General features: G+C 35.4%; 16 protein-coding genes and 1 pseudogene. 9 read left to right on the top strand and 8 right to left on the bottom strand.

The genetic code is table 11. The features are described from left to right. Positions 1 to 659 (bottom strand): annotated as a pseudogene (locus BN2144_RS20025) (helicase); the annotation flags it as partial. Positions 660 to 4,018: 3,359 nt separating this feature from the next. On the opposite strand from BN2144_RS20025, the gene BN2144_RS19810 reads away from it, so the two are divergent. From BN2144_RS19810 to BN2144_RS03910, 6 genes are all read left to right on the top strand, one after another. Then, positions 4,019 to 4,159, top strand: a complete 141-nt coding sequence (locus tag BN2144_RS19810) for a hypothetical protein (RefSeq protein WP_154665486.1) — start codon at positions 4,019 to 4,021, stop codon at positions 4,157 to 4,159. Positions 4,160 to 4,179: 20 nt separating this feature from the next. Beyond that, positions 4,180 to 4,317, top strand: coding sequence for a hypothetical protein (locus BN2144_RS19815; protein WP_154665487.1), 138 nt, complete (start codon positions 4,180 to 4,182; stop codon positions 4,315 to 4,317). 164 nt (positions 4,318 to 4,481) lie between these two features. Next, positions 4,482 to 6,143 (top strand): IS1182 family transposase, encoded by a 1,662-nt coding sequence (locus BN2144_RS03900; RefSeq protein WP_230199704.1) that lies wholly within the window; start codon positions 4,482 to 4,484, stop codon positions 6,141 to 6,143. Positions 6,144 to 8,835: 2,692 nt separating this feature from the next. After that, positions 8,836 to 8,976, top strand: coding sequence for a hypothetical protein (locus BN2144_RS19820; RefSeq protein WP_154665486.1), 141 nt, complete (start codon positions 8,836 to 8,838; stop codon positions 8,974 to 8,976). A 20-nt stretch (positions 8,977 to 8,996) separates the two neighbouring features. Beyond that, positions 8,997 to 9,134 carry a hypothetical protein gene (locus BN2144_RS19825; RefSeq protein WP_154665487.1) on the top strand — a complete coding sequence of 46 codons (138 nt, stop codon included), beginning with the start codon at positions 8,997 to 8,999 and terminating at the stop codon, positions 9,132 to 9,134. Between the two features lie 164 nt (positions 9,135 to 9,298). Beyond that, positions 9,299 to 10,960, top strand: coding sequence for an IS1182 family transposase (locus tag BN2144_RS03910; RefSeq protein ID WP_230199704.1), 1,662 nt, complete (start codon positions 9,299 to 9,301; stop codon positions 10,958 to 10,960). A gap of 127 nt (positions 10,961 to 11,087) precedes the next feature. Here BN2144_RS03910 and BN2144_RS03915 read toward each other — a convergent pair whose 3' ends face one another. Further along, a complete protein-coding gene (locus BN2144_RS03915) occupies positions 11,088 to 12,272 on the bottom strand; it encodes a D-alanyl-D-alanine carboxypeptidase family protein (RefSeq protein WP_033827023.1) in 1,185 nt (394 codons plus the stop codon). Between the two features lie 218 nt (positions 12,273 to 12,490). Here BN2144_RS03915 and BN2144_RS03920 point away from each other — a divergent pair, with 218 nt between their 5' ends. Together BN2144_RS03920 and BN2144_RS03925 are read left to right on the top strand one after the other, a co-directional pair. Next, positions 12,491 to 13,105: a DUF47 domain-containing protein gene (locus BN2144_RS03920; RefSeq protein ID WP_033827024.1), complete on the top strand. Its 615-nt coding sequence runs from the start codon at positions 12,491 to 12,493 to the stop codon at positions 13,103 to 13,105. Between the two features lie 64 nt (positions 13,106 to 13,169). Further along, positions 13,170 to 14,168 (top strand): inorganic phosphate transporter, encoded by a 999-nt coding sequence (locus BN2144_RS03925; protein WP_033827025.1) that lies wholly within the window; start codon positions 13,170 to 13,172, stop codon positions 14,166 to 14,168. A gap of 65 nt (positions 14,169 to 14,233) precedes the next feature. Here BN2144_RS03925 and BN2144_RS03930 read toward each other — a convergent pair whose 3' ends face one another. Further along, positions 14,234 to 15,367 carry a hypothetical protein gene (locus tag BN2144_RS03930; protein ID WP_050632198.1) on the bottom strand — a complete coding sequence of 378 codons (1,134 nt, stop codon included), beginning with the start codon at positions 15,365 to 15,367 and terminating at the stop codon, positions 14,234 to 14,236. 405 nt (positions 15,368 to 15,772) lie between these two features. Further along, on the bottom strand, positions 15,773 to 16,804 hold the full coding sequence (locus tag BN2144_RS03935) for a DUF1002 domain-containing protein (RefSeq protein WP_326563983.1): 1,032 nt from the start codon (positions 16,802 to 16,804) through the stop codon (positions 15,773 to 15,775). Between the two features lie 164 nt (positions 16,805 to 16,968). Between BN2144_RS03935 and BN2144_RS03940 the strand changes: the two genes are divergently transcribed. Further along, positions 16,969 to 17,598: a hypothetical protein gene (locus BN2144_RS03940; RefSeq protein WP_075047792.1), complete on the top strand. Its 630-nt coding sequence runs from the start codon at positions 16,969 to 16,971 to the stop codon at positions 17,596 to 17,598. A gap of 128 nt (positions 17,599 to 17,726) precedes the next feature. On the opposite strand, the gene BN2144_RS03945 is transcribed toward BN2144_RS03940, so the two are convergent. The 4 genes from BN2144_RS03945 to BN2144_RS03960 are packed head-to-tail and all read right to left on the bottom strand — an operon-like array spanning position 17,727 to position 21,503. Next, entirely contained in the window at positions 17,727 to 18,800 is a 1,074-nt protein-coding gene (locus BN2144_RS03945; RefSeq protein ID WP_033827026.1) for an ABC transporter substrate-binding protein, read from the bottom strand. After that, on the bottom strand, positions 18,797 to 19,600 hold the full coding sequence (locus tag BN2144_RS03950; RefSeq protein ID WP_033827027.1) for an ABC transporter permease: 804 nt from the start codon (positions 19,598 to 19,600) through the stop codon (positions 18,797 to 18,799). The genes BN2144_RS03945 and BN2144_RS03950 overlap by 4 nt, the downstream gene beginning before the upstream one ends. Further along, a complete protein-coding gene (locus BN2144_RS03955; RefSeq protein WP_033827028.1) occupies positions 19,601 to 20,401 on the bottom strand; it encodes an ABC transporter permease in 801 nt (266 codons plus the stop codon). Next, a complete protein-coding gene (locus BN2144_RS03960; RefSeq protein ID WP_033827029.1) occupies positions 20,391 to 21,503 on the bottom strand; it encodes an ABC transporter ATP-binding protein in 1,113 nt (370 codons plus the stop codon). The genes BN2144_RS03955 and BN2144_RS03960 overlap by 11 nt, the downstream gene beginning before the upstream one ends. Between the last annotated feature and the right edge of the window lie 70 nt (positions 21,504 to 21,573).

A 21,573-nucleotide genomic window follows, 5' to 3' on the forward strand; every position in this document is an offset into this window, starting at 1 on the left:
ATAATTTCATTTTGTTCCTTTTGAATGGTCGCAACAATATTTTTCATTTGTGTATCGGACTGGTCACTTAGAACCGCTTGCAAAATCTCATCACCGATTGTAATTCCGGTATCAAACATCCCTCTAATCTGGCCGTTTCGAATCATGTATTGTCGTTTTAACTTTATTTCACCTTTAATCGTCCCGTCCATCGTTTGGTAGTGCGCCGAACCTGGGGCAAAATCGTAGTACATACTGGAAATAGGTGCTCGCCAATCGTATACAAGAAAATCCTCATCATTTTCATCCAATAACGAAAATAAACCAATATATATTTTTTCGGTTTCACTCTCACCTTCTTCTAAAAAGTCAATTCGTCCAAAGTAAGGTGAGTTTTTTAACCGTGTTAAGTTTTTATATTGCTTAAAAAATTGTCCATGACTACGTTCACGTTCGGATAAAAGTTCTGCCTGTTGCTTTAAACTCGTATGTGTTTCAATGACATCATCTGGTTCATCTAAGTTTACAGTAACATCGTCCCAGAAAGTTTTGCGCAATTGAACGATATCTTGCTTTAGCCCTCCCGTTTTCTCCTCCAAACTTTGCATTTTCTGCTCAATGACACGAAGGACGTGATTGACCCGCTCTTGTTCTCTTTGCTTTTCATTCATATCGGTCATTTGCTAACACTCCCGACTTTTTTTAATATGTAATCTATGCTCATTATATACTGTCTTTCCATTTTCAACATCTTTAGTATACCCAATTATATGAAACTTAGGTGCTTGTTGATAACTATGCAGGTAATCGTCTATTTTAAAACTTAGAAAAGTTATCATTCATTATGGAAAAGACAATGCAACAGTCCGGGATTTGTACACTAATATCTCTACACTACGGAAAGAATACGGGGAAAATCTCTCATTATTAGAACAAGTAAACAGAGACAATAACCTGACTTATAGAACGCTTCTATGAACCCTTTTTCGTGAAACTTCCATCATTTTGGGATCATAGAACTCTTCTATGAACCCTTTTTCGTGAAACTTCCATCATTTTGGGCTTATAGAACTCTTCTATGAACCACTTTTTGCGAAATCCTCATCGTTTTGGGATTATAGAACTCTTCTATGAACCCTTTTTCGTGAAACTTCCATCATTTTGGGCTTATAGAACTCTTCTATGAACCACTTTTTGTGAAATCATCATCATTTTTGGCTCATAGAACTCTTCTATGAACCACTTTTTGCGAAATCCTCATCGTTTTCGGCTTATAGAATGATTCTATGAACCACTTTTCGTGAAATCCACATCATTTTCGGCTCATAGATCTCTTCTATGAACCACTTCTCGTGAAATCCACATCATTTTAGGCTTATAGAATGATTCTATGAACCTATTTTTGCGAAATCATCAACATTTTCGGCTCATAGAACGATTCTATGAACCCTTTTTCGCGAAACTTCCATCATTTTGGGATCATAGAACGATTCTATGAACCTATTTTTGCAAAATCCTCTTCATTTTCGGCTCATAGATCTCTTCTATGAACCACTTTTTGCGAAATCCTCATCGTTTTCGGCTTATAGAACGATTCTATGAACCTATTTTCGTGAAACTTCCATCATTTTGGGATCATAGAACTCTTCTATGAACCCTTTTTCGTGAAACTTCCATCATTTTGGGATCATAGAACTCTTCTATGAACCCTTTTTCGTGAAACTTCCATCATTTTGGGCTTATAGAACTCTTCTATGAACCACTTTTTGCGAAATCCTCATCGTTTTCGGCTTATAGAATGATTCTATGAACCTATTTTTGCGAAATCATCAACATTTTCGGCTCATAGATCTCTTCTATGAACCACTTTTCGTGAAATCCACATCATTTTTGGCTCATAGAACTCTTCTATGAACCACTTTTCGTGAAATCCACATCATTTTAGGCTTATAGAACTCTTCTATGAACCACTTTTTGCGAAATCCTCATCGTTTTCGGCTTATAGAATGATTCTATGAACCTATTTTTGCGAAATCATCAACATTTTCGGCTCATAGATCTCTTCTATGAACCACTTTTCGTGAAATCCACATCATTTTTGGCTCATAGAACTCTTCTATGAACCACTTTTCGTGAAATCCACATCATTTTAGGCTTATAGAACTCTTCTATGAACCACTTTTTGCGAAATCCTCATCGTTTTCGGCTTATAGAATGATTCTATGAACCTATTTTTGCGAAATCATCAACATTTTCGGCTCATAGATCTCTTCTATGAACCACTTTTCGTGAAATCCACATCATTTTTGGCTCATAGAACTCTTCTATGAACCACTTTTCGTGAAATCCACATCATTTTAGGCTTATAGAACTCTTCTATGAACCACTTTTTGCGAAATCCTCATCGTTTTCGGCTTATAGAATGATTCTATGAACCTATTTTTGCGAAATCATCAACATTTTCGGCTCATAGATCTCTTCTATGAACCACTTTTCGTGAAATCCACATCATTTTTGGCTCATAGAACTCTTCTATGAACCACTTTTCGTGAAATCCACATCATTTTAGGCTTATAGAACTCTTCTATGAACCACTTTTTGCGAAATCCTCATCGTTTTCGGCTTATAGAATGATTCTATGAACCTATTTTTGCGAAATCATCAACATTTTCGGCTCATAGATCTCTTCTATGAACCACTTTTCGTGAAATCCACATCATTTTTGGCTCATAGAACTCTTCTATGAACCACTTTTCGTGAAATCCACATCATTTTAGGCTTATAGAACTCTTCTATGAACCACTTTTTGCGAAATCCTCATCGTTTTCGGCTTATAGAATGATTCTATGAACCTATTTTTGCGAAATCATCAACATTTTCGGCTCATAGATCTCTTCTATGAACCACTTTTCGTGAAATCCACATCATTTTTGGCTCATAGAACTCTTCTATGAACCACTTTTCGTGAAATCCACATCATTTTAGGCTTATAGAACTCTTCTATGAACCACTTTTTGCGAAATCCTCATCGTTTTCGGCTTATAGAATGATTCTATGAACCTATTTTTGCGAAATCATCAACATTTTCGGCTCATAGATCTCTTCTATGAACCACTTTTCGTGAAATCCACATCATTTTTGGCTCATAGAACTCTTCTATGAACCACTTTTCGTGAAATCCACATCATTTTAGGCTTATAGAACTCTTCTATGAACCACTTTTTGCGAAATCCTCATCGTTTTCGGCTTATAGAATGATTCTATGAACCTATTTTTGCGAAATCATCAACATTTTCGGCTCATAGATCTCTTCTATGAACCACTTTTCGTGAAATCCACATCATTTTTGGCTCATAGAACTCTTCTATGAACCACTTTTCGTGAAATCCACATCATTTTAGGCTTATAGAACTCTTCTATGAACCACTTTTTGCGAAATCCTCATCGTTTTCGGCTTATAGAATGATTCTATGAACCTATTTTTGCGAAATCATCAACATTTTCGGCTCATAGATCTCTTCTATGAACCACTTTTCGTGAAATCCACATCATTTTTGGCTCATAGATCTCTTCTATGAACCTATTTTCGCGAAACTTCATTGATTATGGGGCGGATTCTCACTCCATATTTCTTTTTGAAGGCTTCCCAATATTGATGTTTATCAAATAAGAATAGCTTCAAAATACTTACCTGTATATTTTTAAAATACGACTATTTTTAGGCTATAGATGCAACAAAGTTTTATACTTTCTTATTTTTTTAAAAAAACTGCTAAGGTAAAAAGTACGGAGTTCAAAAACGACTGTTTTATTCCGAATCATTATCCAGCTTTGAATCAATTTTACGAAAATTGACTGGAACAACAAAAAATAAAGAAAACTCAGAGCTTGAGCCTTTAGGAGAAAGCAGAGCCCTAGTTCGCCGAGCGTATAAAAAATAGAAGTTGGAAAATGTTTACTTTACTTTTAGCTAAGAGAAAGGAAAGTGATTAAATTGACTTATAATGATGCTAACTATCTTCATATTTACGCTCAATACATGCCACATCACGATTCATTTATAGTGGGCAATAAAAATGCATTATTAGAATTAAGAAAAGCAATTGATGTCGCATTAATTGAGGGCAGTCTCATGGAGATTTTGCTTCATCTGATGATGAAGGTTATGCAGCAATTGTGATAAAAATCCCAGATGAAGACATGGAGTTATTTGAATCAATTGAAATGCCTTATATAGAACAATATGGGGAAGTTAATAATCATATGTATTTTGTAAATGCTACGAAAGATACTGATGCACCTCATCATCCTGAAATCTTGTTAAAAAAAAAGAAATAAAATGAAGAGACTGGGACAAAACTTTAGTAAAATAAAAATTAAGGCGTTGGAGCTTACACTAAAAAGTGTAGACCCAACGCCTTTTTTGTCACAATTCTAGTAAACAAAAAGGGCACCTTTTGATAAAATTAAAGTGACGAAACAATAATTTTGGAGGTGCCCTTATGTTTAAACATTATAACATGAATCAAGTAGTTTTACCGCTAAATTTAGAAATTAAGTTGAAAGAAAACGATATTGCTTTTGCGATCAATGATCTTGTCGAGAGTATTCCCGAAGAAGCTTTCGAGGACTTCATACGACAAACCGGCCGTCCCGCGTATCATCCTCGTATGATGTTGAAAGTCATTTTGTGTGGATATACGCAATCCGTGTTTTCCGGCCGTAAAATAGAAGCTTTATTACAGGATAGTATCCGCATGATGTGGCTAGCTCAAGGACATGAACCTAGCTATCGCACCATCAATCGCTTCCGTTCTAATCCACTCATTGAAAACATCCTACGTGAATGCTTTGTCCAGTTCCGAAATCAGCTCGTGGAAAAGGAATTGATTGAAGAGGAAGCCATTTTTATTGATGGTACAAAAATTGAAGCAAACGCAAATAAGTTCACCTTTGTATGGCGGAAGTCCATTGAAAGATATAGTGATAAGCTAATTGAAAAGTCCAATCAACTGTATGATGAGCTGCTAGAGAAGGAGATCATCCCAGCAATAGAGCGAGAAAAGGAAGAGGAACTTTCCGTCAAAGAAATGGAAGAAGTAGTCGAAAAGTTAGACGAGAAAATCGAGGAATATAATAAAAAGATTGAAGTATCTGAAGTTGGGAGTGAACGGAAAAAGCTCCGTTCCGAACGCAAATTACCCATACAATCTCGGAAGCAATGGATGGATTTCATTACTCGCATACAAAAATATCAAAACGATATGGAGATTTTCGGTGATCGCAATAGTTACTCAAAGACGGACCCAGATGCGACGTTTATGCGCATGAAGGACGACTACATGAAGAACGGTCAATTGAAAGCTGGTTACAATGTCCAAATTGCGACGGAAGGTCAATATGTGCTCGCTTACGATGTTTTCCCAAACCCGACCGATACACGCACTTTAATTCCTTTTCTCGACACGATTGAAGAAAACTTTTTCGAGCTTCCGGAATTCATTGTCGCGGATGCAGGATATGGTAGCGAACAGAATTATGAAGATATCATCGAGAATCGAAATCGAACGCCACTTATTACATACAATCAATATCGAAAGGAGAAGAAAAAGAAGCATAAGGACAACGCTTTTCATGTAGATAATTGGGAATATAATGAGGACGAAGATACTTTTCTGTGCCCAAATGGTCGGAAAGTACGATTTAGCCATCATTCCAAACGAACAGACAGGTACGGATTCACCCGTGAATTTAAAGTGTACGAGTGTGAGGACTGTTCGGATTGTCCACTCCGCGATTTATGCACGAAAGCAAAAGAAGGGAACAACCGAAAAGTCTACATGAATGAAAAGTGGGAGTCCCAAAAAGAATATGTACGTACGAAGCTTTCAGACGAGAAAACTGGTGAAATTTACGGAAAACGTAAAATTGATGTAGAACCAGCGTTCGGTTTTCTGAAGGCTAATTTAGGTTTCACTCGTTTTTCCGTCAGAGGAAAACAGAAAGTGAAAAATGAATTAGCCTTTGCGTTGATGGCGGTGAATATGAGAAAAGTCACCGCCATCAGCGGTAAAATAGTGACGAGAAATGGAAAAACCCCACAAAAAAGGTTCCAAGCAAATTTTTTATTGCCTGGAACCTTTTTATATACTACTTTTGGCTAGTTATGTCCCAGCCTCTTNCGTTTTCGGCTTATAGAATGATTCTATGAACCTATTTTTGCGAAATCATCAACATTTTCGGCTCATAGATCTCTTCTATGAACCACTTTTCGTGAAATCCACATCATTTTTGGCTCATAGAACTCTTCTATGAACCACTTTTCGTGAAATCCACATCATTTTAGGCTTATAGAACTCTTCTATGAACCACTTTTTGCGAAATCCTCATCGTTTTCGGCTTATAGAATGATTCTATGAACCTATTTTTGCGAAATCATCAACATTTTCGGCTCATAGATCTCTTCTATGAACCACTTTTCGTGAAATCCACATCATTTTTGGCTCATAGAACTCTTCTATGAACCACTTTTCGTGAAATCCACATCATTTTAGGCTTATAGAACTCTTCTATGAACCACTTTTTGCGAAATCCTCATCGTTTTCGGCTTATAGAATGATTCTATGAACCTATTTTTGCGAAATCATCAACATTTTCGGCTCATAGATCTCTTCTATGAACCACTTTTCGTGAAATCCACATCATTTTTGGCTCATAGAACTCTTCTATGAACCACTTTTCGTGAAATCCACATCATTTTAGGCTTATAGAACTCTTCTATGAACCACTTTTTGCGAAATCCTCATCGTTTTCGGCTTATAGAATGATTCTATGAACCTATTTTTGCGAAATCATCAACATTTTCGGCTCATAGATCTCTTCTATGAACCACTTTTCGTGAAATCCACATCATTTTTGGCTCATAGAACTCTTCTATGAACCACTTTTCGTGAAATCCACATCATTTTAGGCTTATAGAACTCTTCTATGAACCACTTTTTGCGAAATCCTCATCGTTTTCGGCTTATAGAATGATTCTATGAACCTATTTTTGCGAAATCATCAACATTTTCGGCTCATAGATCTCTTCTATGAACCACTTTTCGTGAAATCCACATCATTTTTGGCTCATAGAACTCTTCTATGAACCACTTTTCGTGAAATCCACATCATTTTAGGCTTATAGAACTCTTCTATGAACCACTTTTTGCGAAATCCTCATCGTTTTCGGCTTATAGAATGATTCTATGAACCTATTTTTGCGAAATCATCAACATTTTCGGCTCATAGATCTCTTCTATGAACCACTTTTCGTGAAATCCACATCATTTTTGGCTCATAGAACTCTTCTATGAACCACTTTTCGTGAAATCCACATCATTTTAGGCTTATAGAACTCTTCTATGAACCACTTTTTGCGAAATCCTCATCGTTTTCGGCTTATAGAATGATTCTATGAACCTATTTTTGCGAAATCATCAACATTTTCGGCTCATAGATCTCTTCTATGAACCACTTTTCGTGAAATCCACATCATTTTTGGCTCATAGAACTCTTCTATGAACCACTTTTCGTGAAATCCACATCATTTTAGGCTTATAGAACTCTTCTATGAACCACTTTTTGCGAAATCCTCATCGTTTTCGGCTTATAGAATGATTCTATGAACCTATTTTTGCGAAATCATCAACATTTTCGGCTCATAGATCTCTTCTATGAACCACTTTTCGTGAAATCCACATCATTTTTGGCTCATAGAACTCTTCTATGAACCACTTTTCGTGAAATCCACATCATTTTAGGCTTATAGAACTCTTCTATGAACCACTTTTTGCGAAATCCTCATCGTTTTCGGCTTATAGAATGATTCTATGAACCTATTTTTGCGAAATCATCAACATTTTCGGCTCATAGATCTCTTCTATGAACCACTTTTCGTGAAATCCACATCATTTTTGGCTCATAGAACTCTTCTATGAACCACTTTTCGTGAAATCCACATCATTTTAGGCTTATAGAACTCTTCTATGAACCACTTTTTGCGAAATCCTCATCGTTTTCGGCTTATAGAATGATTCTATGAACCTATTTTTGCGAAATCATCAACATTTTCGGCTCATAGATCTCTTCTATGAACCACTTTTCGTGAAATCCACATCATTTTTGGCTCATAGAACTCTTCTATGAACCACTTTTCGTGAAATCCACATCATTTTAGGCTTATAGAACTCTTCTATGAACCACTTTTTGCGAAATCCTCATCGTTTTCGGCTTATAGAATGATTCTATGAACCTATTTTTGCGAAATCATCAACATTTTCGGCTCATAGATCTCTTCTATGAACCACTTTTCGTGAAATCCACATCATTTTTGGCTCATAGATCTCTTCTATGAACCTATTTTCGCGAAACTTCATTGATTATGGGGCGGATTCTCACTCCATATTTCTTTTTGAAGGCTTCCCAATATTGATGTTTATCAAATAAGAATAGCTTCAAAATACTTACCTGTATATTTTTAAAATACGACTATTTTTAGGCTATAGATGCAACAAAGTTTTATACTTTCTTATTTTTTTAAAAAAACTGCTAAGGTAAAAAGTACGGAGTTCAAAAACGACTGTTTTATTCCGAATCATTATCCAGCTTTGAATCAATTTTACGAAAATTGACTGGAACAACAAAAAATAAAGAAAACTCAGAGCTTGAGCCTTTAGGAGAAAGCAGAGCCCTAGTTCGCCGAGCGTATAAAAAATAGAAGTTGGAAAATGTTTACTTTACTTTTAGCTAAGAGAAAGGAAAGTGATTAAATTGACTTATAATGATGCTAACTATCTTCATATTTACGCTCAATACATGCCACATCACGATTCATTTATAGTGGGCAATAAAAATGCATTATTAGAATTAAGAAAAGCAATTGATGTCGCATTAATTGAGGGCAGTCTCATGGAGATTTTGCTTCATCTGATGATGAAGGTTATGCAGCAATTGTGATAAAAATCCCAGATGAAGACATGGAGTTATTTGAATCAATTGAAATGCCTTATATAGAACAATATGGGGAAGTTAATAATCATATGTATTTTGTAAATGCTACGAAAGATACTGATGCACCTCATCATCCTGAAATCTTGTTAAAAAAAAAGAAATAAAATGAAGAGACTGGGACAAAACTTTAGTAAAATAAAAATTAAGGCGTTGGAGCTTACACTAAAAAGTGTAGACCCAACGCCTTTTTTGTCACAATTCTAGTAAACAAAAAGGGCACCTTTTGATAAAATTAAAGTGACGAAACAATAATTTTGGAGGTGCCCTTATGTTTAAACATTATAACATGAATCAAGTAGTTTTACCGCTAAATTTAGAAATTAAGTTGAAAGAAAACGATATTGCTTTTGCGATCAATGATCTTGTCGAGAGTATTCCCGAAGAAGCTTTCGAGGACTTCATACGACAAACCGGCCGTCCCGCGTATCATCCTCGTATGATGTTGAAAGTCATTTTGTGTGGATATACGCAATCCGTGTTTTCCGGCCGTAAAATAGAAGCTTTATTACAGGATAGTATCCGCATGATGTGGCTGGCTCAAGGACATGAACCTAGCTATCGCACCATCAATCGCTTCCGTTCTAATCCACTCATTGAAAACATCCTACGTGAATGCTTTGTCCAGTTCCGAAATCAGCTCGTGGAAAAGGAATTGATTGAAGAGGAAGCCATTTTTATTGATGGTACAAAAATTGAAGCAAACGCAAATAAGTTCACCTTTGTATGGCGGAAGTCCATTGAAAGATATAGTGATAAGCTAATTGAAAAGTCCAATCAACTGTATGATGAGCTGCTAGAGAAGGAGATCATCCCAGCAATAGAGCGAGAAAAGGAAGAGGAACTTTCCGTCAAAGAAATGGAAGAAGTAGTCGAAAAGTTAGACGAGAAAATCGAGGAATATAATAAAAAGATTGAAGTATCTGAAGTTGGGAGTGAACGGAAAAAGCTCCGTTCCGAACGCAAATTACCCATACAATCTCGGAAGCAATGGATGGATTTCATTACTCGCATACAAAAATATCAAAACGATATGGAGATTTTCGGTGATCGCAATAGTTACTCAAAGACGGACCCAGATGCGACGTTTATGCGCATGAAGGACGACTACATGAAGAACGGTCAATTGAAAGCTGGTTACAATGTCCAAATTGCGACGGAAGGTCAATATGTGCTCGCTTACGATGTTTTCCCAAACCCGACCGATACACGCACTTTAATTCCTTTTCTCGACACGATTGAAGAAAACTTTTTCGAGCTTCCGGAATTCATTGTCGCGGATGCAGGATATGGTAGCGAACAGAATTATGAAGATATCATCGAGAATCGAAATCGAACGCCACTTATTACATACAATCAATATCGAAAGGAGAAGAAAAAGAAGCATAAGGACAACGCTTTTCATGTAGATAATTGGGAATATAATGAGGACGAAGATACTTTTCTGTGCCCAAATGGTCGGAAAGTACGATTTAGCCATCATTCCAAACGAACAGACAGGTACGGATTCACCCGTGAATTTAAAGTGTACGAGTGTGAGGACTGTTCGGATTGTCCACTCCGCGATTTATGCACGAAAGCAAAAGAAGGGAACAACCGAAAAGTCTACATGAATGAAAAGTGGGAGTCCCAAAAAGAATATGTACGTACGAAGCTTTCAGACGAGAAAACTGGTGAAATTTACGGAAAACGTAAAATTGATGTAGAACCAGCGTTCGGTTTTCTGAAGGCTAATTTAGGTTTCACTCGTTTTTCCGTCAGAGGAAAACAGAAAGTGAAAAATGAATTAGCCTTTGCGTTGATGGCGGTGAATATGAGAAAAGTCACCGCCATCAGCGGTAAAATAGTGACGAGAAATGGAAAAACCCCACAAAAAAGGTTCCAAGCAAATTTTTTATTGCCTGGAACCTTTTTATATACTACTTTTGGCTAGTTATGTCCCAGCCTCTTTTTTTCTTTAAAAAAGACCCGACATAAGATATGTCAGATCCGTTTGTTTCGTCCTCGATTTTATTTCCACCGTTTGCTCAAGAATTCTCTTCCTAATAAAGTCGATTCATTCATTCATTCCATGGGTAAAGCTTTGTTCGATACCGAAGTATTAAAACGATGCCCATTGTAAAAAAGGCCAATATGCCCAAATTAGCCACAGCTTCCATTGAGATCATTTTAGAAAAGTTCCCCTGTTCCGTATTTTCTAATGGGGCCTGTTTCGGTGAAGTCGATTGCACCCGTAATTGAAAATGAGGGACAAGGTCTTTACGATCTCCACTATCAATTGTTAAGATTCCTTGCTCATTCACTGTTTTTGAATACCTTTTTCCTTTTTCTACTGTATAGTAAATGTTTTCGTCAGCAATATACTTTGTACCGTTTTTCATAAAGACTAACCCTTTTGGAATATATTCCGTTGCAAAGTGGCTAAAACCGTAATCCAATAGTTCTATTGTATCGGCATACGGGGCCTTTTTTTCATTTGATTTCATCGTAACGACAATAAAATGTTGATTATTTTTCTCCGCAGCAGTGACGAGCGTAAATCCTGCTTCTTGAATAAATCCATTTTTTCCACCTGTAATGGTTGCTGTTTCGTATGGATATTCACCTTTTAAAAGACGATGATGTGTTAACAGTTTTGTGTTCCAAGATTGTCCATTCCAATTATATTCTTTCATACCAAAAATTTTCCGAAAATCATTGTTTTGTTCTGCATACTTTGTAATTTTCGCCATATCTGCGGCAGTTGTATAATGATTTTTACCAAAAAGACCATTTGGATTTTCAAAATGTGTTTCAGTAACACCGATATTTTCCACTAAATAGTTATTTATATGACGAGCAAAATTTCCAACCGATCCATCAATATGTTCAGCAATAGCAACTGCAGCATCATTTCCTGAGTTTAACAGCATCCCGATAATCAGTTTTTCCATTGTTACGACTTCTCCAGCTTCTAAGTATACTTTTGTCCCCTCTACCTTCGTTGCATTTTCACTTACAATGACTTTATCATGTAAGTTCGCATGTTCTAATGCGTAGATGGCAGTGGCAATTTTCGTAATACTTGCTGGGTTCATGCGTTTATTTTCATTTTTCCCGTAAAGGATTTGTCCAGATTTTGCATCCATTAGTACAGCTGATTCACTTTGAAGCTCTAATTCCTTTTGTTCTTTAGCTCCTGCCTGGTTAATTGGAAACAAAGCTAGCAAGAAGAAAAATAAAAGTAACGTTTGTATAGTTTTCATAAATGCACCTTTTCCACTAATCTGTCTAGACCTATTTTACTATATTATATCTTGCTATTTCTTTTCATTTGTATAACAAAAATATTATTCCATAAGATAGAAATAGGGAGTAGATATCAATCAAAGGATTATTTTGAATGGTCTAGAAAAATGTGAACTTATGAGCTATACTTAAATAGTGTTTTTAATTAACCATTTTGAACTTTGGAGGCATTGTCATGGCAAAAAAGAAAGACAAATTTGCATTGATGTTATTGGACGTAACAAACAATATTAAAGAAGCTGCCCAATTTTTCTATGACTATAAAATATCAAACACACGGGATTTAAAAGTCTTTTACGATAAGGTGAAAGAACATGAGGCAAAAGGGGATACGTTCGTTCATACGATTACAAAAGAATTAAATAACGCTTTTATCACTCCTATTGAGAGAGAAGATATTATGCTTCTTACAATGACACTAGATGATGTTATTGATGGTCTTGAAGAATGTGCAGCCGGGTTTGAAATGTATTCAATCGTCAATCCAACTGAACATATGAAATCCTTTGTTACAGCAATTAAAAATATGACCGTTGAAATTGATCAAGCTGTTGAACTACTTGCTGATAAAAAGTTAGCCGGCATTCATGACCATTCAATTAAAATTAAAGAATACGAATCAAATTGTGACCATTTATTACGTATTGCAATAAAAGAATTATTTGCGGTTGAAAAAGACCCTATAAAGATTATGCAATATAAAGAAATATATGAAATTTTAGAAGATGTTGCTGACTATTGCCAATCCGTTGCAAATGTTTTAGAAACTGTTGTAATGAAAAATGCTTAAAATAGGTTATGAAAATTATATTTTTTGCAAAAAATAAAGATTAAGTAGAGAAGGAATTACATATATGGATGGAAATGCAATTATCATCATACTCGTTGTTATCTTTGCACTCGGTTTCGATTTTATCAATGGTTTTCATGATACAGCAAACTCTATTGCTACAAGTGTTTCAACTAAAGCATTAAAACCACGGCATGCAATTCTTATGGCTGCCATTATGAATTTTCTCGGTGCCATGACTTTTACTGGTGTGGCTAAAACAATTACAAAAGATATCGTTGACCCATTCTCTTTACCAAATGGTACGCTTGTTATTTTAGCATCATTAATCGCAGCCATTACTTGGAATTTAATTACTTGGTATTTCGGTATTCCAAGTAGTTCATCTCACGCATTAATTGGATCTGTTGCTGGAGCTGCTATTGCCAGTTCAAGTTTTGCTGTGCTTAATTATTCTGGATTTATTAATATTATTGAAGCATTAATCTTATCACCCATTATTGCTTTTGTCGTCGGTTATACCATTTATAGCATTTTTAAAGTCGTATTTAAAAACTACAATTTAGCAAAAACAAATCGCAACTTCCGCTATTTCCAAATTGCAACAGCAGCCATTCAATCCTATACACATGGGACGAATGATGCTCAAAAAACAATGGGGATTATTACCATGGCCCTCATGACAGGCAATTATATTAGTGGCGGGGATGTACCTTTATGGGTACAAGCTTCTTGTGCTACTGCAATGGGGTTAGGAACTTCTGTTGGTGGCTGGAGAATTATTAAAACGGTCGGATCAAAAATTATGAAAATTCGTCCAGTTAATGGTGTTGCTGCTGATTTAACTGGTGCGACAGTCATTTTTGGAGCAACCTTTTTACACTTACCCGTTAGTACAACTCATGTCATTTCATCAGCCATTTTAGGTGTTGGTTCCGCTCACCGCATTCGTGGAGTCAAATGGGATACAGCAAAAAGAATGGTCGTCACTTGGTTCATTACACTACCTATTTCAGCAATCTTATCTTTCATTATTTATCGAATTTTACTCCTATTTGTGTGACGTATGAACGGGTGTATATATGAAAAAGGGCGAATGGATACATACTCCAATTCGCCTTATTTATATTAATTTATTGCTCGCACTTGTTTTAGTGTCGTAATCCAATTTATTTTTGTTGCATCATCCATTTGCTCTCCCTCTTTCGTATATCGGACGATAAACATATCATTTCCAACAAAGAAAATCCTTGCCAACTCGTGTTGATCCGCTTCAACTGCATCATCTTGTAAATAAAATTCATAATAACCTTCATTTGCTGTCACATCATAGGAAAGAAATTTTATATCACCAGTGACACTTTCATGTAAAGCAATCTCCATCTCATCAATAAAGCTTTGTGGTTCCATTCGTAGCTTACCATCTTTATAGTAATGAATTGTAAACAACTCAGACCAATCATGAACAGTTTCATTGTTTAAAACAAATTCAGCAATGGCAATCCCGTTCGTAACATCTTCGTCATAAAAATCAAGCTTCCAATTTCTGTCATCGATTGTGAAGTCTAACTTCTCGTACTCACTAATATACTCGTAATCTCCTTCGTCCGCATGAAATGCAGGTACATCATTTTCTGGTCCTTCTTTCGTTTCATTTCCGTCTTGTCCAGAACCCTCCCCACTTTTATTTTCATCAATTGGGTTGCCTTTTTCATCTAAATAAACAATATCTGTTTGACCACTTTCATAAACTTTCCATTCACCCTTATAAGGCTTTAATATGTGATAACCTGTTGTTTTATTATTCATAAATTCAGGACCTTCTAGTTTTATTGTCGTTTGTACGAAAGACACTTTAGCTTCCGTTGCAGATTTCTCCATTACTTCCATTTCATCCACTTTGATATCTAATTTATACTGTGAAGTTAATTGTTTCATTAGTTGTTCGGTCGTTTCATAGCTTGGTGATTCATCATGAATGGTGGCCATATATCCTTCAATGTCCCCATCTAACATCGTTTCTAAATTCTTCTCCAATACAGCAATTAATTCTTTATCAGATGGAACCGTGTCCTCTTTTGCTTTGTCTTTATCCTTATCCTTTTCTTCCTTTGATTGATTTTTCTTCTCTTTCACTTGTTCCGTTTTGTCTTTTTCTTCATCTTTCGGTTTATTTGCTCCTTGTTGGAACGAACAACCTGCCAATAATAAAAACACACTTAAACAAATCGTGAAAAAAGTCAATTTCCCTCTATACCCCATTTGTTTTCCTCCTGTTGCATTAATCTAAAGATGCCTCACAAATGAATAATCATTTCTTATCATATGAAATAGGTAAAAATTTGGTTCCAAAAGATGTGAACGATAAAGAAAACGGAAGGATGCTAGAGCCTTTAGACAACTAAAGAGACTAGTGTTCACAAAAACTTTGATGTAGCACCTAGATCCTTCCTTGTATGCTTATGCGTATAAGAAAAAAGATATTTGAAAATTCATACTTTACTATTTGCTAAAAACAATAATAAACTATATGTTTACTGACCCATTGGTATTCACATTTTTTCTCGCTTTTACTACTTTTACAAAAATAAAAATACCTGTAAAGAAGACGAGATTTTTGCGATGACCGTCTAACCTTACAGGTATAATTTGGAAAATCCCCTATATTTAACTAAAAAGATTTTTCAGGAACTGACCAATTGCTTGAAAAATTTGTTTAATAAAATCGATTAACGATTGGAAAAATCCTTTATCAATTCCTGCATCTTCTAATTTCTTTTGAATATTTGAAGCTAAGTCTTCTAATTGCCCTTTCACTTTACCAAAGTCTATATCTAAACCACGGATTTTATCAAATAGGTCAATAAGCATTTGTTTATATTCTGGTGAAAGTTCAATATTTAATTTATTTAGTTGCTCTTGAACAATTTTTTCAACTTCTTCTTTCGTTGCTGGATTTTGGTCAGCGATGGCTTGTTTAATTTCTGTTAATAATTGGCTGACTTGGTCTTTATCAACACCCGCATCTTCAGCTAGTTTTGTTGCGACATCAAGTTCTTCATTCGCAACTTCAAGTCTTGCTGTATCTAGTTTTTCTCCAGTAACTTCATAAGCTTTAAAAATCCCCGTTAGTGCTGAATGTCCGGTTACCTTTACAGGAGAAGCTACTTCAATTTGAGCATCTTCCACACCGGCTGTAATCAGTGCATTGGCGTACATATCATTCGTCACTTCTGTAATATTTTCTGGTGTCACTTGAATAACACGAATTCCTTGTCCTTTATCAAGACGTTTAATTTTTGCCGATGAATACATGTTTGAATTAGGATCGCCATTAATAAATTTTGCAGCGTCACTTCCTGTTACAATAATTTCCTTAATTTCCGCTTCTTCATCAACTTTCAATAGTTTTCTCGTTTCTGCCTTTTGCTGTTCAGACAATCGTTCTCCTAATACAACAATCGTTGGTCCATTTTTCTCATCAATCACTTTATCCTTATTATCACTTGCTAGAACCATTTGCCCACTACTCATCAAAGTAAAAACGGCAAGGGCTAGAAATAATTTGACAATCCTTTTATACATCATACCTGCTCCTTTACAAATATCTTTTACAAAACTATTAATCTTTACTATACTATTTATAACATAGGTCGTTACAGAACGAAATACGATGAATGAAGTCAATGAATGAACCATTCAATACTCACCTTTAAAATTTTACAAAACAAAAATGAATAATGATGAAACCTAAATCATTGTTATTCGTATTCCATAATATAATTATAAACTATAACAATGTCAATACTTTAACACATGTTATTCACCTATTACAAAACAGGGTGGTTTAGGGAGAAGAGATTATGGAAAATGATAGAAGAGTTGTTTATATTTTATTAACAGATACGGGGACCTTATTCACGAAAATGATTAAAAGATTTACCAATGCACCGTATAATCATGTATCCATTGTGTTCGATGAAAAGCTTGATGAAATATATAGTTTTGGTAGAAAACGGCCAAAGAATCCATTGATTGCTGGATTTATAAAGGAAGATGTGTATTACGGAACGTACCGTTACTATTATAATACTAGATGTTTATTACTGAAAACGGAGATTACTGAAGTTGAATATATAAGTATACGCGATAAAATCAGAATGTTTGAAAATAACAAAGAAATATTTTCCTATAATTTATTTGGACTGATTGGTGTACTCTTTCGCTATCCCATTGCAAAACGTAATGCTTATTTTTGTTCCCAATTTGTCGCTGAAGTTCTTAAGGAAAGTGGATTGAATTTATGGGAGTTACCGTCTGCCTTAGTAACACCGAATGATTTCTTAATCCACCCCCGGTTTGAATGCGTCTATGAAGGGAAACTTTATGACTATCCGTTATTGGACGAAACAATCTTATCCAGTACAAATGTGAATCGAAATTTTTTTCATGTAAAACCTCTTGCCGTATTAAAGAAGTTGTTGCCGCTTTAAGATAAATAAAAGAAAAAAGCATGAACGATTCCATATGTGAAAGGTCATGCTTTTTTGCTAATTACCATGCTTATAAATATTCTGTATTCCAAAAGAGAACGTCTTACGGTAACACAGGACTTTCCTTCTTACTTTGTATGCATCTTAAATTCTAGGTAAAGTTCATTATAATGACTTAACATTTCTTTCCCAAGGTTCGCATAAACTTCAAGTCGCTTCGTTAATTCCTCTGACGGATAAAATCGATCGTCATTCACTGTTTCTTCTGGTAATAACTTAAGTGCTGCTTTATTCGGTGTTGAATAGCCAACATAATCAGCGTTTTGTGCGGCAACTTCTGCATCTAACATGAAATTAATAAATTTGTGGGCACCTTCTACATTTTTTGCCGTTTTTGGTATAACCATATTGTCAAACCACAAGTTGGAACCTTCTTCTGGGACAATATAATCTAAGTTTTCATTTTCCGCCATCATATCGGCTGCATCCCCAGACCATACAACACCAATTGGCGCTTCTTCGTTAACGAGGAGCATTTTAATTTCATCCCCAACGATGGCCTTAATATTCGGTTGCAATGTAACTAATTTATTTTTCGCTTCTTGTAAATGCGCTTCATTTGTATCATTTAACGAGTAATTTAAACTATTTAAGCCAAAACCAATTACTTCACGGGCTCCATCTACTAAAAGAATTTGATTCTTCAAGTCGTCTGCCCAAAGATCATTCCAACTGTGAAATTCCCGCTTCCCTAAAATTTTTGGATTATAAACAATACCTACTGTTCCCCAAAAATAGGGTACGGAATACTCATTACCTGGGTCAAAAGATAAATCCATAAACCGCTGATCAATATTTTTTAGATTTGGTAGCTTTGAATGGTCGATTTTTAATAAAAGATCGTCTTCTTTCATCTTTTCAATCGCATATTCAGATGGCATCGCTACATCATAAGTAGTGCCACCTTGCTGGATTTTCACCATCATTGCTTCATTGGAATCAAATGTCTCATAAATGACTTTTATGCCTGTTTCTTTTTCAAATTGTTTTATTAAAGCAGGATCGATATATTCGCCCCAATTATAGACCGTAATCGTATTTCCACCTGCATATCCTTGTGAAGCATTCAAATGATTAACTAAAAATATGAGGACAAAGGAAACGATAAAAACGGCAGCAAAAGCTTGAACTAAGTTTTTCATTTTCTAGCCCCCAATCCGACAATCCGACCATTCCGTTTCGAAATAAAGTAGTAGCCAATGACAAGTAGGATAGTAAATAAAAATAAAATGGTTGAAAGGGCGTTAATTGTTAACGATACCCCTTGACGTGCCATTGAATAGATTTCAACGGATAATGTTGAGAAACCATTTCCTGTTACAAAAAACGTGACGGCAAAATCATCTAATGAATACGTCAGTGCCATAAAGAAGCCAGCAAAAATTCCCGGTGTAATATAAGGTAATAATACTTTCGTTAACACATTAACATTACTTGCCCCGAGGTCTCTTGCAGCATCAATGAGCGTCGAACTCATTTCCTGTAGTTTTGGTAAAACCATAATGACGACAATTGGTACTGAAAAGGCGATATGTGATAGAAGTACAGACGAGAATCCTAATTTTATCCCTACCATCGTAAAGAAAATCAAAAATGAAGCACCAATAATGACGTCTGGACTAACAATGAGTATGTTATTTAATGATAAAAGTACATTTTTTGTTTGTCTTTTCTTTAAGTGCCAAATACCAATCGCACCAATTGTACCTAGAATTGTTGAAATCGCCGAAGATAGAAGTGCAATAATAATGGTATTTAACACGATAATGAAAAGTCGAGTATCTTGAAAGAGTTCTTTATACCACTCAAATGTAAACTTGTGGAATTCGTACATTTTCCCGCCACTATTAAAAGAGTAATACATTAAATAGAAAATCGGGGCATATAAAATTAGAAAAACAACAGCCAAATATATTGTTGATAGTTTTAACTTTCCTTTCATCTACAGCCCTCGCTTTCTATTTCCAGTTAATAGCATAATGATGACCATAATGATAATTAAGAATACAGCAATAGTTGACCCCATTCCCCAATCTTGGGTTACGAGAAAATGTTGTTCAACCGCCGTCCCTAATGTAATTACTCGGTTTCCAGCAATCAGTCTTGTTAACATGAACAAGCTGAGTGCAGGAATAAAGACCACTTGGCAACCTGACTTAACCCCTTCAAATGTAAGTGGGAAAATGACCCGGCGAAAAGTCGTCCAAGCTGATGCACCTAGATCTCTTGAAGCATCAATAAAAGATGGATTTAATTTATCTAATGCATTAAAAATTGGTAAGATCATAAACGGGATAAAAATATAAACCGATACAAAAATAAAACTAAAATCAGTAAATAAAAGTTGTCGTTCACCAATCCCGAATACTTCTAACATCGCATTGGCAAACCCATACGTACCGAAAATACCGATAAATGCATAAGCTTTTAACAACAAATTAATCCAAGACGGGATAATAATTAATAATAACCATAGCTGTTTATACTTTGTTTTTGTTAGTAAAAATGCCGTTGGGTAAGAAACGAGTAACGAAACAGCTGTTATTAAAAGTGCATACCAAAATGAACTGAATGTCATTTTTAAATAAACAGGAGTAAAAAAGTTTTTATAATTTGCTAACGTAAAGTTCCCGTGTATATCAATAAAAGAATAATACACGATGAGTAAAATCGGCATGATGACGAATAATGCAATCCAGATGATGTAAGGGACTAAGTAATAGTTACGACTTCTAGTCTGCATGTTCTTCACCTTGCACATCATAACTTTCTAGTCTTGCATCATACTCTTCTTCTGTTTCACCAAATCTCATAACGTGGATTGCTTCTTCATCAAAGTAAAGACCAATCTCATCGCCAATTTCTGCTCGTTTTGTCGAATGAACCATCCATTCATTATTATTTTCATCATATCCGATAATTTCGTAGTGAACTCCACGGAATAGGACCGTATCCACTTTCACTTTAATTTTTCCCCGATCTGTTGTTGTAATCTCTAAATCCTCTGGACGAATGACAACTTCAACCGGTTCATTGTTCTTGAATCCTTGGTCAACACATTCAAATTTTTTACCATCGAACTCGACTAAGAAATCTTGAATCATTTTTCCCTTTAAAATATTGGATTCCCCAATAAAGTCTGCCACAAAGCGGTTAATTGGTTCATCATAAATATCTCTCGGAGTACCTTTTTGTTGAATTTGTCCTTCATTAATAACAAAGATTTCATCGCTCATCGCAAGTGCTTCTTCTTGATCATGAGTGACAAATACGAAGGTAATTCCTAACCGTTGTTGCAATTCACGTAATTCGTATTGCATTTCCGTCCGCAGTTTTAAATCGAGCGCTGAAAGGGGTTCATCCAATAAAAGAACTTCTGGCTCATTAACAATTGCCCGAGCGATAGCTACCCGCTGTCTTTGTCCACCTGACATCTCTTTAATCTCACGGTTTTCAAATCCGGCTAAGTTAACGAAACGAAGAGCTTCTTTTACCTTTTTATCAATCTCTTCATTTTTCATCTTTTTAATTCGGAGACCAAAAGCAACATTTTCATACACATTTAAATGTGGAAAGAGTGCATAATCTTGGAAAACGGTATTTACTTGTCTTTTATTCGCTGGTACATGGTTGATGAGTTTGTCTTTAAAGTAAATTTTTCCGCTTGTTGCTTCAATTAAGCCAGAGATGAGCCGGAGAATTGTTGTTTTTCCGCAACCAGATGGACCGAGTAGTGTATAAAACTTTCCTTTTTCCATTTCAAAACTCACATTATCTAAAATCGGTGAATCATCATCATATTGTTTTGTTACATTTTCAAAGCGAATAATTGGTTGCTCTACCATTTGTTCTCCCCCTTTAATCATTAATACTAGTTCTTGTATTTGTTCGTTTTAAGGCTGTCTTCGTATAGAA

This window comes from Bacillus andreraoultii (assembly GCF_001244735.1).
GTDB classification, from domain to species: Bacteria; Bacillota; Bacilli; order Bacillales; family Caldibacillaceae; genus Caldifermentibacillus; species Caldifermentibacillus andreraoultii.

What these genes read in the sequence shown, in the direction of transcription:
- BN2144_RS19810 (WP_154665486.1), top strand. Translation starts at nt 4,019, where the DNA reads ATGCCACATCACGATTCATTTATAGTGGGCAATAAAAATGCATTATTA.
- BN2144_RS19815 (WP_154665487.1), top strand. Translation starts at nt 4,180, where the DNA reads ATGGAGTTATTTGAATCAATTGAAATGCCTTATATAGAACAATATGGG.
- BN2144_RS03900 (WP_230199704.1), top strand. Translation starts at nt 4,482, where the DNA reads ATGTTTAAACATTATAACATGAATCAAGTAGTTTTACCGCTAAATTTA.
- BN2144_RS19820 (WP_154665486.1), top strand. Translation starts at nt 8,836, where the DNA reads ATGCCACATCACGATTCATTTATAGTGGGCAATAAAAATGCATTATTA.
- BN2144_RS19825 (WP_154665487.1), top strand. Translation starts at nt 8,997, where the DNA reads ATGGAGTTATTTGAATCAATTGAAATGCCTTATATAGAACAATATGGG.
- BN2144_RS03910 (WP_230199704.1), top strand. Translation starts at nt 9,299, where the DNA reads ATGTTTAAACATTATAACATGAATCAAGTAGTTTTACCGCTAAATTTA.
- BN2144_RS03915 (WP_033827023.1), bottom strand. Translation starts at nt 12,272, where the DNA reads ATGAAAACTATACAAACGTTACTTTTATTTTTCTTCTTGCTAGCTTTG.
- BN2144_RS03920 (WP_033827024.1), top strand. Translation starts at nt 12,491, where the DNA reads ATGGCAAAAAAGAAAGACAAATTTGCATTGATGTTATTGGACGTAACA.
- BN2144_RS03925 (WP_033827025.1), top strand. Translation starts at nt 13,170, where the DNA reads ATGGATGGAAATGCAATTATCATCATACTCGTTGTTATCTTTGCACTC.
- BN2144_RS03930 (WP_050632198.1), bottom strand. Translation starts at nt 15,367, where the DNA reads ATGGGGTATAGAGGGAAATTGACTTTTTTCACGATTTGTTTAAGTGTG.
- BN2144_RS03935 (WP_326563983.1), bottom strand. Translation starts at nt 16,804, where the DNA reads ATGGTTCATTCATTGACTTCATTCATCGTATTTCGTTCTGTAACGACC.
- BN2144_RS03940 (WP_075047792.1), top strand. Translation starts at nt 16,969, where the DNA reads ATGGAAAATGATAGAAGAGTTGTTTATATTTTATTAACAGATACGGGG.
- BN2144_RS03945 (WP_033827026.1), bottom strand. Translation starts at nt 18,800, where the DNA reads ATGAAAAACTTAGTTCAAGCTTTTGCTGCCGTTTTTATCGTTTCCTTT.
- BN2144_RS03950 (WP_033827027.1), bottom strand. Translation starts at nt 19,600, where the DNA reads ATGAAAGGAAAGTTAAAACTATCAACAATATATTTGGCTGTTGTTTTT.
- BN2144_RS03955 (WP_033827028.1), bottom strand. Translation starts at nt 20,401, where the DNA reads ATGCAGACTAGAAGTCGTAACTATTACTTAGTCCCTTACATCATCTGG.
- BN2144_RS03960 (WP_033827029.1), bottom strand. Translation starts at nt 21,503, where the DNA reads ATGGTAGAGCAACCAATTATTCGCTTTGAAAATGTAACAAAACAATAT.